At 58.8% G+C, this 12,273-nt stretch carries 11 protein-coding genes; 6 read left to right on the forward strand and 5 right to left on the reverse strand.

All coding sequences use genetic code 11. The features are described 5' to 3' along the window. Positions 1 to 2: 2 nt before the first annotated feature. From lptF to rsmA, 6 genes are all read left to right on the forward strand, one after another. Entirely contained in the window at positions 3 to 1,172 is a 1,170-nt protein-coding gene (gene lptF / locus FHT77_RS00500) for an LPS export ABC transporter permease LptF (RefSeq protein WP_183751544.1), read from the forward strand. Beyond that, positions 1,169 to 2,257 carry an LPS export ABC transporter permease LptG gene (gene lptG / locus FHT77_RS00505; protein ID WP_016553446.1) on the forward strand — a complete coding sequence of 363 codons (1,089 nt, stop codon included), beginning with the start codon at positions 1,169 to 1,171 and terminating at the stop codon, positions 2,255 to 2,257. The genes lptF and lptG overlap by 4 nt, the downstream gene beginning before the upstream one ends. Then, on the forward strand, positions 2,257 to 4,614 hold the full coding sequence (locus FHT77_RS00510; protein ID WP_183751546.1) for an LPS-assembly protein LptD: 2,358 nt from the start codon (positions 2,257 to 2,259) through the stop codon (positions 4,612 to 4,614). Before lptG ends, FHT77_RS00510 begins: the two co-directional genes overlap by 1 nt. 184 nt (positions 4,615 to 4,798) lie before the next feature. Then, the gene (locus tag FHT77_RS00515) at positions 4,799 to 5,749 is read left to right on the forward strand and encodes a peptidylprolyl isomerase (protein WP_183751548.1); all 951 of its coding nucleotides are present in this window, start codon (positions 4,799 to 4,801) and stop codon (positions 5,747 to 5,749) included. A gap of 5 nt (positions 5,750 to 5,754) precedes the next feature. Beyond that, the gene (gene pdxA, locus FHT77_RS00520) at positions 5,755 to 6,780 is read left to right on the forward strand and encodes a 4-hydroxythreonine-4-phosphate dehydrogenase PdxA (protein WP_183751550.1); all 1,026 of its coding nucleotides are present in this window, start codon (positions 5,755 to 5,757) and stop codon (positions 6,778 to 6,780) included. Continuing rightward, positions 6,780 to 7,607 carry a 16S rRNA (adenine(1518)-N(6)/adenine(1519)-N(6))-dimethyltransferase RsmA gene (rsmA, locus tag FHT77_RS00525; protein WP_183751552.1) on the forward strand — a complete coding sequence of 276 codons (828 nt, stop codon included), beginning with the start codon at positions 6,780 to 6,782 and terminating at the stop codon, positions 7,605 to 7,607. The genes pdxA and rsmA overlap by 1 nt, the downstream gene beginning before the upstream one ends. Before the next feature lie 102 nt (positions 7,608 to 7,709). On the opposite strand, the gene gmk is transcribed toward rsmA, so the two are convergent. The 5 genes from gmk to FHT77_RS00550 form a co-directional block, all read right to left on the reverse strand. After that, complete coding sequence (gene gmk / locus FHT77_RS00530) at positions 7,710 to 8,375, reverse strand: guanylate kinase (protein ID WP_016553441.1); 666 nt, start codon at positions 8,373 to 8,375, stop codon at positions 7,710 to 7,712. A gap of 3 nt (positions 8,376 to 8,378) precedes the next feature. Further along, positions 8,379 to 9,266, reverse strand: a complete 888-nt coding sequence (locus tag FHT77_RS00535) for a YicC/YloC family endoribonuclease (RefSeq protein WP_114712199.1) — start codon at positions 9,264 to 9,266, stop codon at positions 8,379 to 8,381. 14 nt (positions 9,267 to 9,280) lie between these two features. After that, positions 9,281 to 10,522, reverse strand: coding sequence for an endolytic transglycosylase MltG (mltG, locus tag FHT77_RS00540; protein ID WP_210280750.1), 1,242 nt, complete (start codon positions 10,520 to 10,522; stop codon positions 9,281 to 9,283). 111 nt (positions 10,523 to 10,633) lie between these two features. Beyond that, positions 10,634 to 11,896: a beta-ketoacyl-ACP synthase II gene (gene fabF, locus FHT77_RS00545; protein WP_183751556.1), complete on the reverse strand. Its 1,263-nt coding sequence runs from the start codon at positions 11,894 to 11,896 to the stop codon at positions 10,634 to 10,636. Positions 11,897 to 11,989: 93 nt separating this feature from the next. Beyond that, on the reverse strand, positions 11,990 to 12,226 hold the full coding sequence (locus tag FHT77_RS00550) for an acyl carrier protein (RefSeq protein ID WP_003547058.1): 237 nt from the start codon (positions 12,224 to 12,226) through the stop codon (positions 11,990 to 11,992). Positions 12,227 to 12,273 lie beyond the last annotated feature (47 nt).

A 12,273-nucleotide genomic window follows, 5' to 3' on the forward strand; every position in this document is an offset into this window, starting at 1 on the left:
GAATGAAACTGCTTGAAACATATATACTCCGGCGCGTTGGCCAGATGTTTCTCGTTGCCCTGTTGCCGGTGCTCGCGATCATTTGGACGACTCAGGTCCTCCAGCGCGTCAATCTGGTGACGGATAGCGGCCAGTCGATGGGATCGTTCGCCAAGCTGGCGACACTGATCCTCCCCTCGATTATTCCGATCGTGCTACCCTTCGCAATTGTCATCGGCGTCACTCAGACACTGACGACCATGAACAATGATTCGGAACTGACCGTTATCGATGCGGCAGGCGCCAAGCGCGGAATCATCCTGCGACCGATTCTGATTCTTGCAGCGATCATCAGCGCCTTTTCTTTTTTCGTAGACAACGTTGTCGAGCCGAAGGCCAAGACCGGCGTTCGCCAGATGGTGGCCGCCGCCTACGCAGATCTGCTTTCCACGGTGATCGAAGAAAAGAACTTCCGCCGCATCGATACGGGTCTTTACGTGCAGATCTCGGAGCGATTGGCCGGACGTGTGCTCAAGGGGCTGTTCGTCGTCGATGAGCGCGATCCTGCTTTCGAGCTCATCTACTATGCACGCGAGGGCGCCGTTGACGAGAAGGGTACGTCGCTCATCATGCATGACGGCGAGGTTCACCGCAAAACGCAGACTGGTGAAGTCTCCGTCATTCGTTTCGATTCCTACTCCTTCGACCTTTCCGACCTCACACAGAACCGTGGCCAGGCGACGCTTCGCGCCTCCGACCGCGAGCTGCCGTTCCTGTTCAATCCAGATCCGAACGATAAGGACTACATCGCCAAACCAGGCAGTTACCGAGCCGAATTGCATCGGCGCCTGACGGATTGGGTTCTGCCGATGGTCTTTGCACTGATTTCGCTCGCGATTGCCGGCGATGCGCGTTCCCACCGTGAAGCCCGGCTGCATCCGATGGTGTCTGCACTCGTGTTCGCATTCGCAATTCGCTGGGCCTCGTTTTATGCCGCCAATCAGATCGACACGGATCCTGAGTATATCGGTGTGCTCTATTCGATTCCTGTGATCGCCAGCGTGCTCGCGATCGCGTCTCTGTCGCTTCACAAACGTCTATCGATTGTGTCTACGGTCACCGACCGGATCGCTGCGCTCTGGCAGAAGCTGTTCAAGCGCTCAGCCGATCCGTCAGCGGGAGGCAGCGCATGATCTTCGGAACGCTCGGTCGCTACTTCTTCCGCCGCTACCTGCTGACGACAATGTGGTTCTTCCTTGGCGTGATCGGCATCGTCTACCTCGTCGATTTCAGCGAGACGGCGGGTCGCCTCTCGGGTCTTCCCGGCTATACCGTGACCGGCGGCCTGGTGATGACCGCCGTGCGCCTGCCGCTCATTTTGCAGCAGACTGTTCCCTTCATTGCCCTTTTCGTCGGCATGACGGTTCTGATTGCCCTCAATAGAAAATACGAACTGGTCGTGACTCGCGCCGCTGGCGTCTCGGTGTGGCAGTTCATGTCGCCTTTCCTTGCTGGCGCCTTTTTGCTCGGCGTTCTGGTTATGACTGTTCTCAATCCGCTGGCTGCGTGGGGGCAACGCCAGGCCGCCATCGTCGAAAGCAACTGGCGCGGAGAAGGCTCGGCTTCGAACACCGCCCCGCAAGTTCCGTGGATTCGCCAGATCAGCGGTGGCGACGATGCCGTCATAGGTGCGCACACGATTCTCGAGAACGGCACGCTGCTGATGGATGCGGTATTCGTGCATTTCGATTCGTCCGATCACATCATCCTGAGACAGGACGCCGCTTCGGCAAAATTGGAAGATGGTTACTGGCTTCTAAAGAATGTTGTGGAGCGTCGCCCGGGCGAAGTCGCCGTGCGCAAGGATGAGGTGCGAGTCCGCACCAATCTGAAACAAGATTTTGTCCAGCAGAGGCTCACAGCCCCTGAAACTGTTGGATTTTTTGACCTTTCGAGGCGAATTGACGCTGCGAAATCCTTCGGGATTCCGAGCAAGGCACTCGAGACCCAATTTCATTCGTTGTTGTCCCAACCGCTGTTGCTCGTGGCCATGACTCTCATTGCTGCAACAGTGTCCCTAAAATTTAGCCGGTTCAACCAATCGAGGTCAGTGATTCTGGGTGGAATCCTTTCAGGCTTCGTGCTTTATGTGGTCACCGTGCTTGTAAAAGCATTCGGAAGCAGTGGGGTTGTCCCGCCTTTCGTGGCGACGTGGATTCCGGTCACCGTTGCCCTGGCTTTGGGTGCAACAATTCTGCTTCATCAGGAGGATGGCTAGTGGCGGCAGGCGACCGCAAGACTTTTAGTAAACAGTTGGTTGCCCTGCTCGTAGGCGCAGCTCTGTCTACCTATTCCAACGGCTTTCCTGCTGCCTTCGCACAGGATGCCCTGCAAGGTATGAAGCCGAACGTTGCGGACGACCAGAAGCTGATTCTGTCTGCAAACGAGCTGGTCTATAACAAGGACTCACAGATCGTTTCGGCCATTGGCGGCGTGCAAATAAATTACGCCGGCTACAAGATGGTGTCGCAGCGCGTCGAGTACAATCAGCAGACCAGACGCCTGATGGCGCTTGGAAACGTTGAACTGGTTGGCCCTGACGGCAATCGAATGTATGCCGACAAACTTGACGTCACCGACGACTTCGGAAACGGCTTCGTAAACGCGCTCAGAATTGAGACCGCCGACAATACGCGCCTGGTAGCCGAAACCGGCGAGCGCGTTGGCGGCACGCAAATGATCCTGAACAAGGGCGTTTATACAGCCTGTTTGCCGTGCGCCGAGAGACCGGAAAAACCTCCGTTCTGGCAGGTCAAGGCCGAACGAGTCATCCAGGACGGCGTCAAGCATACGATTCGCCTCGAAAAGGCGCGCTTTGAGCTCCTCGGACAACCGCTGGCCTACGTTCCGTGGATCGAAGTTCCGGACAATACAGTGAAGCGGAAATCCGGCTTCCTGTTTCCGAGCTTTGTCACTGCACAAAATCTCGGCTTCGGCCTGTCGGTCCCGTATTACTACGTCATCTCACCAAGCAGCGACGTTACGGTGACGGGTACCGGCTACACAACGCAAGGGTTCTTGCTCGACGCCGAGTATCGTCAGAGGTACGAGAACGGCACGCATATTTTGCGGATGGCCGGCATAGATCAGGCGAGCCCTGGTACGTTCACGCCGGGCACGAGTGATGCCGAAAAGGACTTCCGAGGCGTCGTCGCATCGAAGGGGGATTTCCAAATCAACCCGCGCTGGACGTTCGGTTGGGACGTAATGGTGCAGAGCGATAATAACTTTGCCCGTACCTATAGTCTTAAAGGTCTGGATTACTCGACGAAGACAAACCAGGTTTACCTGACGGGCCTCGGCAAGCGGAATTATTTCGATCTGCGGTCGTTCTATTTCGATGTGCAGAACGCCGATCCGAACGATGTCGCCGAGAAGCAGCAGGCGATCGTCTATCCGGTGATGGACTATCACTTCGTAGCGCCGCAGCCGCTCGCCGGGGGTGAACTCTCCGCCGATGTCAACTTCACGAACCTGTCGCGTTCCCACGACGACTTCTACAGTGTCGCCGGCTTCGACCGATTCCGTGGTCTCGACGGGCAGACGTCGCGCCTGACGGGGGAACTCGAATGGAAGCGGACTTTTGTGACGCCCGAGGGCTTCCTTATCACCCCGATGCTGGCTGCGCGCGGTGACGCTTTGGCGTTGAATATGACTGCACCGCCGACCTCTGGCACGTTTGTCTATGATGGCAACTACGATGACAGTAATGCGGCGACGCGTTCGATGTTTACCGCCGGACTGGAAATGCGCTACCCGATCCTCGGGACGACCGCAAACAGCACGCACCTCTTCGAACCCATCGTTCAGGTCTATGCCCGACCTGACGAACGGCTTGCCGGCGCTCTTCCAAACGAAGACGCACAGAGCTTCGTGTTCGACGCGACCAATCTTTTTGAGCGTGACAAGTTCTCTGGTTACGACCGCATTGAAGGTGGCACGCGCGCTAACGTCGGTTTCCAGTACACTGGCACGTTTGACAACGGCTACAAACTGCACGGGATTTTCGGCCAGTCCTACCAACTCGGCGGTCAAAACTCCTTCGACACTGCCGATCTGGTGAATGTCGGTGCAGAATCCGGTCTGGAAAGCGACGTCTCCGACTTCGTCGGGCTTGGCGGCATCGAGACGCCGCAGGGCCTCGCGCTGGCGGCTTCTTACCGGCTTGACGAGAAGAGCCTGGCTTTCCGCCGCGGCGATCTGACAGCCGGTTTCCAGAACGACGATTTTCAGAGCCAGTTGATCTATACGCATGTCTCGGCGCAGCCGGAGTATGGCTTTGCCGAAGACAACGATGAAATCCAGGCGAAGGGTTCTGTTAAATTCAAGGACTATTGGTCGGTATTTGGCGGCATCGCGTGGGATCTTCAGGACAACAGTGTCGTTAGGAAGACATTCGGCCTGACCTACGAGGACGAATGCACCATCTTTACGATCGCCTACAGCGAGAAGCGTGACACGACTGCCGAAACCGCTAGCGACTGGAGCATCGGCGCCAGGCTCACCTTCCGGACGCTCGGCGACATCAACCTTGGCGGTCCCGTAGATACCAGCACGAGCATCTACCAGAATTGATGGCAGTTCTGCTTACGGCGCAAGAAAGGGCCTTTCTTTCGCCGTAAGACTATGCAGGACATTGTCGCCAGTTGAGATCTAGGGCATATGCTGAATTTTCAGTTTAGAGCGGCACCACCCGTTTGGTCTCGGGAAGGTATGTGCGCCGCAACGTGAACGCGCGGCGTCAATGGGAAGGGTCGATATGATTGGCGCAAGAAAAACCGTAACAACGATGATTGCCGGCGCGGCTTTCGCGATCCTGGCGGCTTTTGCCACGCCTCAGACGGGTTCTGCCTTTGCTGCAAGCGAAGTCCGTGTGGTTGTCAACGGCACCGCAATTACCAGCGGTGATGTCGCCAAGCGCCAGGCCTTCCTTCGGCTCCAGCATCAGAAGGCGGATGCCAAGGCGGCTGAAGAGCAGCTGATCGAGCAAACGCTGAAGCAGCAGGAAATCTCGCGCGTGCGTATGTCGGTTTCCACAGACGACGTCAATGCATCGTTCGCGCGGTTCGCCACCGGCAACAAGCTGACGACTGATCAGATGACGCAGATTCTCGATCGCGCCGGCGTTGGTGTCGATCACTTCAAGGCCTTCATTGCCGTGCAGATGAGCTGGCCGCGTCTCGTCAATGCGCGTTACGGCTCGAGCAATCGTATGTCGAATGCCGATCTCGTCGCCCGCATGATGGAGAACAAGCAGAAGCCGGAAACCACCGAGTATATTCTGCAACAGATGATCTTCGTCGTCCCGGCCAGCAAGAAAGGCATCGTCGGCAAGCGCAAGGGCGAAGCCGAAGCATCCCGGTCGAAATATCCGGGTTGCGATCAGGCAAAGGTCTTCGCAGCAACGATGCGAGACGTATCGGTCCGCGACCTCGGTCGCGTTCTTGCGCCCGAACTTCCGGCTGAATGGAAGCCACTTGTGGAACAGGCCAAGGGCAACACGACGGCGACGCGCGTGACCGACAGGGGCGTCGAATACATTGCAATCTGCAGCCAGCGCCAGGTGTCGGACGACCAGGCCGCGGAAATGGTGTTCCGTCAGGAGGATCTCGACAAGGCGAAGGCAGATAAGAACGCCCCTCCGGACAACCCCAACGCCAAGAAATACATGGACGAGCTGCGCAAGAAAGCGCAGATCATGCGTCCCTGAGCACGATGTCGATCTCATTCTCGCGCCCCCTTGCGCTGAGCCAGGGTGACCCGGCAGGTGTCGGGCCGGACATCACATTATTGGCCTGGATGCGACGCAGGGAGCTTGGGCTCCCTCCATTCGTGTTTATCGGCGATCCCGATGTGTTGGCCTTGCGCGCCAAGCTGCTTGGCGTGACGGTTGCCATTCGCGAGACCGATTGTGCCAATGCCGATGCCATTTTTGCCGATGCCCTCCCCGTGCTGCCCGTAGCTGCAGGCGTCGAGGTCGCGGCAGGCAAACCCCACGTCGCAACAGCGAAGGCCACGATTTCTGCGATCGAGACTGCCGTCGCGCTGACGATATCGGGCGAGGCGCTTGGCGTCGTCACCAATCCGATTGCGAAGTCGGTGCTCTACGAGTCCGGCTTCCCGTTCCCCGGACACACCGAATTTCTGGCGGATCTCTCCGCACGAGCAACGGGACAGGCGGTGATGCCGGTGATGATGCTCGCCGGTCCGAAGCTCCGCGCCATTCCTGTGACAATCCACATCCCCCTCAAGGACGTGCCTCAGTCTCTGACGGCAGAACTCATCATCGAGACCTGCCGGATCGCTGACGCCGATCTCCGACACCGTTTCGGCATTGAGCAGCCCCGGCTCGCGATTGCCGGACTCAATCCGCATGCTGGTGAAGACGGCACGATCGGCAAGGAAGATGAGGCTGTGATCAAGCCCGCCATCCAATTTCTGCGGTCCGAAGGCATCAATGCGATCGGCCCCCTGCCCGCCGATACAATGTTCCACGACGAAGCTCGGGCGCGCTACGACGTCGCAATCTGCATGTATCACGACCAGGCCCTGATACCCGCAAAGGCGCTTGGTTTCGACGATTCCGTTAACGTGACGCTTGGATTGCCCTTTGTGCGCACCTCGCCCGATCACGGGACCGCGTTCGGCATTGCCGGTAAGGGGCTTGCTCGCGAAGGCAGCCTTGTCGCGGCCCTGAAGCTGGCCGGCCACCTTGGGCGCACCGCAGAAGGGCGCCGTTGATGGCTGCCTTGGATGGGCTTCCGCCCCTTCGCGACGTCATTCAACGTCATGGCCTCGATGCACGTAAGGCGCTCGGCCAGAACTTCTTGCTCGACCTAAATCTGACCCAGAAGGTCGCGCGAACGGCTGGCTCGCTCGAAGGCGTTACCGTCTTTGAAGTTGGCCCCGGTCCGGGTGGCCTAACGCGCGCCATACTGGCACTTGGCGCGAAGAAGGTGATCGCCGTCGAACGCGATTCTCGTTGTCTGCCTGCTCTTGCCGAGATTGCGGACCACTATCCGGGACGGCTCGAGGTCATCGAAGGCGACGCCTTGAAGACGGATTTCGAGACCTTGGCTCCGGAAGGCCCAGTGAAGATCATTGCTAACCTGCCCTACAACGTCGGGACGCAGTTGCTGGTCAATTGGATCTTGCCGAAGCAATGGCCCCCCTTCTGGGAATCGCTGACGCTGATGTTCCAGAAGGAGGTCGGCGAGCGCATCGTGGCAACGGAAGACGACGACCACTATGGACGGCTGGGTGTACTCTGCGGATGGCGTACGAATGCGCGTATGGCGTTTGACGTCCCACCGCAGGCCTTCACGCCTCCCCCGAAGGTCACGTCGACGGTTGTCCACCTGACGCCGAACGAGAGCCCCATCCCGTGCTCTGTCACCGCCTTGGAGAGGATCACGCACGCTGCCTTCGGCCAGCGCCGCAAAATGCTGCGGCAAAGCCTGAAGCCTCTCGGAGGCGAGGCCTTGTTGAACAAGGCTGACATCGATCCGCAGCGACGCGCCGAAACGCTTTCGGTCGTCGAGTTTGTTCGACTGGCGAATTGTCTCTAAGCTGCCTCCGCTTGGAGCGGTAGGCCAGGCCCTGCAAGGTATTGGAACGGCCGACACCGGGCTCGCGTCGGGCCCATAACATCACTGGATCGAACTGCTGGCTTAGAGCTTCGGCTCTTCGGTCAGCAGCCCGTTGACGAAATCGAACAAACCGTGGCGCCGGTCTCGGCGGACGCGTTCGGCATTGACGATGCAGCTGACGTTGCGAAACGCCTCGTCAAGATCGTCGTTGACGATGACATAGTCATATTCCCGCCAGCGTTCGATCTCTGCGCGAGAATTTAGAAGGCGCGTGCGAATAACCTCTTCCGAATCCTCAGCGCGACGATGCAGGCGCGACTGCAGTTCGGTCATTGTCGGAGGCAGCACGAAGATCGACACGATATCGGCCTTCATCTTGTCCTGAAGCTGCAAAGCGCCCTGCCAGTCGATATCGAAGAGCATGTCGCGGCCTTCAGCCATAGCGGCTTCCACCGGCTCCCGCGGCGTGCCGTAGAAATTGCCGTGCACCTCCGCCCACTCGAGCAGATCGCCCGCGTCGCGCATCCTCTCGAACTGGGGCACAGTGATAAAGTGGTAGTGCTTACCGGCGATTTCGCTCGGTCGCTTGGCTCTCGTCGTAACGCTGATAGAGATTTCGAGACTATGGTCGTCGCGGAGGAGGTTGCCGGCAATCGTCGACTTGCCTGCCCCAGACGGCGAAGACAGAACAAGCATCAGCCCGCGCCGGGCGATCTTCGTTGGTGTGCTCGACTGGGCCGGGTTCATAATTCACTCCAGATTCTGGACCTGCTCGCGGAACTGGTCGATGACGACTTTCAGTTCGATCCCGGCGGCCGTGACAGCCGCGGCATTCGACTTGGAGCAGATGGTATTCGATTCTCGGTTAAATTCCTGTGCAAGGAAATCGAGCTTACGCCCGACCGGACCCCCTTTGCCGAGGAGGTCTCGGGCAGCGACCACATGTGCCTTCAGACGATCGATCTCTTCACGAAGATCGGCTCTCGTGGCGAGCAGCGCCGCTTCGGCGTGCAGCCTCTCGCGGTCGAGCTTTGCCGACGCCTCCAGGAGCAGAGACACCTGAGCCGCCAGCCGCTCGGCAATCTCCTTGGGAGAACGGGAGGGGTCACGCTCGATCGTCAGCGTCAGTGCTTCCATCGTCGAAACGTGATCCAGAAGCACGCGCGACAACGCGGCGCCTTCCAGTTCACGCATGTGCCGCAACTCGGCAAGAGCGGCAAGCAACCCTTCGACGACATCTTTGTCGCGGGCTGCGATGGCCTCGTCGCCATCTTCGGTCTCGCGAAACTCGACAATACCTCTGATGCCCAGCAGTGTATCCAACTGCAGTGGCGTGGGATCGATTATGCCGCCAAGCTGGTCGCGCAAGGATAACACAGCCGAAAGTGCTTCCTGGTTCAGCACCGTCTCGACGCGGCTCTCGCCGGCGGACAACGACAGCGACGCCTGCATGTTGCCCCGGCTGAAGTGCTCAGCGGCGAGACGACGGACATCATTCTCCATGCGCTCCAGCCCGGGTGGAAGGCGCAATCGCAGATCCAGACCCTTGCCGTTAACCGAACGCAGTTCCCAGGCCCAACGCCAGCGGCCGCTGGTGCCCTCACGCCGCGCAAAACCGGTCATGGACTGCAAAGCCATGCGAGCCTCCAAAATCAGTTGGTCTTCTTTTTCTTTTGGGCAGCAGGCGCAGCAGGCGTTTCCGGCTGCGTCTGGCTCTCCGGCTGTCCGTCGACCGCAATATTGGGGTCTGCTCCCTTCGCAGCTTCCAGTTGGCGCCAGCGCTTGACGTTGGCGTTATGGTCTTCAAGGGTGGCCGCGAAAACATGACCGCCGGAACCATCAGCAACGAAGTAGAGATCCTGCGTCTTCCACGGATTGGCGACAGCCTCCAACGCGTCTCGGCCCGGATTGGCGATTGGCGTCGGCGGAAGGCCCTTGATCACATAGGTGTTGTAGGGCGTTTCCTTCTTGAGGTCCGATTGATAGATCGGACGATCCGCCGGCTTTCCATCGCCGCCAAAGAGCCCGTAGATGATCGTCGGATCGGACTGCAGCCGCATCCCCTTGCCCAGCCTGTTGAGGAAGACGGAGGCAACATGGGCGCGCTCGTCGGGAACACCGGTTTCCTTTTCGACGATCGAAGCAAGGACGACCAGTTCATCCTTTGACTTGAGCTGCAGCGACGGATCGCGCTTGTCCCAAACCTGATCGACAAGCTTCTGCTGGGCCGCCGCCATCTGCTCGATGATCTCTGCCCGCTTCGTTCCACGTGAGAACTTGTAGGTATCGGGACGCAGGCTTCCCTCTGCAGGGACCACGGCCGGCAGGTCGCCTTCCAACACGGCGTCCTCGTTCAGACGATTGAACATCTGGCGGACGGTAAGGCCCTCAGGGAACGCGACAGAGTACAGAATCGACTTGCCGGATTTCAGCAATTCCATGATGTCGTTCATGGAAGCATGTGCCTTGATCTCGTATTCACCCGCCTTGAGGCTCTCGCCATCATCCAGATGCGTTGCAGTGAGGTAACGGAAGATACGGGCGTCCGACACGATGTTGTTGCGCTCAAGACTTGCGGCAATCTCGGCCACGCCAGCGCCGCTTCGCACAATGAAATTTGTGTTCGTCTCCAGCGGCCCAGGGTTCTGGTACGTCGAGATCGCGTAGTAGAAAAGGAAGACGGCGGCTGCACAACCGAGAACGACAAGCGTCATCAGGAAATTCAGGAAAATGATAACCTGGCTGCGCGCTTTCTTCGAGCGCTTCGGCGGCTCGGGCACGCGTTCCGGCCGAAGCGCCTCGCTTGGCGACTTGGGAATAATCGGCCCACTCTGGGTCTGCTGGCTCTCTTCGCCGATCGTCCCGTTGTTCTGGTTCGTATCGTTCACCGGCAATCCTCTAAACTTGGCCTCAAGTCCCGCTTCTTGCTAAGCAATGCGGCAAAATGCAGGTGGGGCCACGCCGCGCAAGGTGCAGCCCCACTGCCAGGACGTCAACACCTGAGATCAGGCGACGTAGCGGCGAAGCACCAACGAGGCATTCGTGCCGCCGAATCCGAAAGAATTCGACAGGGCGACGTTGATTTCCCGCTGCCGCGCCGTATGCGGGACGAGGTCGATCGCGGTCTCGCGCTCCGGATTGTCGAGGTTGAGCGTTGGAGGCGCAATATTGTCTCGGATTGCAAGCGTTGCGAAGATCGCCTCGATTGCGCCAGCGGCACCGAGCAGATGACCTGTTGCAGACTTCGTCGACGACATCGAGATTTTGGAGGCTGCATTGCTAACCAGCCGCTCGACTGCACCGAGCTCGATCGTGTCGGCCATCGTCGATGTGCCATGGGCGTTGATGTAGTCGATATCGGCAGGCGTCAACCCGGCACGCTTCAACGCCATCGTCATGCAGCGTTGCGCACCTTCGCCGTTCTCGGACGGGGCCGTGATGTGATAGGCATCACCCGAGAGACCGTAACCGACCACCTCGGCATAGATCTTGGCGCCGCGCGCCTTGGCGTGTTCCAATTCTTCGAGAACGACAATGCCGGCACCCTCGCCCATGACGAAGCCGTCGCGATCCTTGTCGTAGGGACGCGACGCTTTGGTCGGATCGTCGTTGTGCTGCGTCGAGAGCGCCTTGCAGGCGGCAAATCCGGCCAGTGAGATGCGGCTGACCGGGGATTCCGTGCCCCCGGCGACCATCACGTCGGCATCGCCGAACGCGATGAGACGGGCGGCATCGCCGATCGCGTGAGCGCCGGTCGAACATGCGGTGACCACCGAGTGGTTCGGACCGCGCAATTTGTGACGGATCGATACCTGGCCGGATACCAGATTGATCAGGCGACCGGGAATGAAGAACGGCGAAATGCGGCGCGGGCCCTTGTCGCGCAGCGTATAGCCAGCTTCGACAATCCCTTCGATGCCACCGATGCCGGAGCCGATCAGGACACCGGTCGCAACCTGGTCCTCATCGCTCTCGGGGTGCCAGTTCGCATCGTTCAGCGCCATGTCGGCCGCTGCCATGCCGTAGATGATGAAGGGATCGACCTTGCGTTGTTCCTTAGGCTCCATCCAGTCGTCGGCGTTGAAAGTGCCGTCGCTACCGTCGCCAACCGGGATGCGGCAAGCAATCTTCGCAGGAAGGTCGTCGACTTCGAACTCAGTGACCAGACGGGCGCCGTTCTGACCCGCAAGCAAGCGGGACCACGTCACTTCCGTTCCGCATCCCAAAGGCGATACCATGCCGGTACCTGTTATTACGACCCGTCTCATCGACTGCATTCCCCCGCCTTTTTTGTTCTTGGAGAACCATGCCAGAAATAAAAAGGGCGGACTCCGGGTCCGCCCTTTCTCAAATGCTCAGGATTAAGCCTGGGCCTTTTCGATAAACTTCACGGCATCGCCGACCGTCAGGATCGAGTCAGCTGCATCGTCCGGAATTTCAACGCCGAATTCTTCTTCGAACGCCATGACCAGTTCGACAGTATCGAGCGAGTCTGCGCCCAGATCGTCGATAAAGCTGGCGCTTTCGACAACCTTGTCGGCATCGACGCCAAGATGATCAATAACAATTTTCTTTACGCGTTCTGCGATATCGCTCATGTCGGTTTCCTCGACCTTATGTCTGATCAGAATGCCTTGTGACATCC

The sequence above is a fragment of the Rhizobium sp. BK181 genome (genome assembly GCF_014193305.1).
GTDB lineage: Bacteria > Pseudomonadota > Alphaproteobacteria > Rhizobiales > Rhizobiaceae > Rhizobium.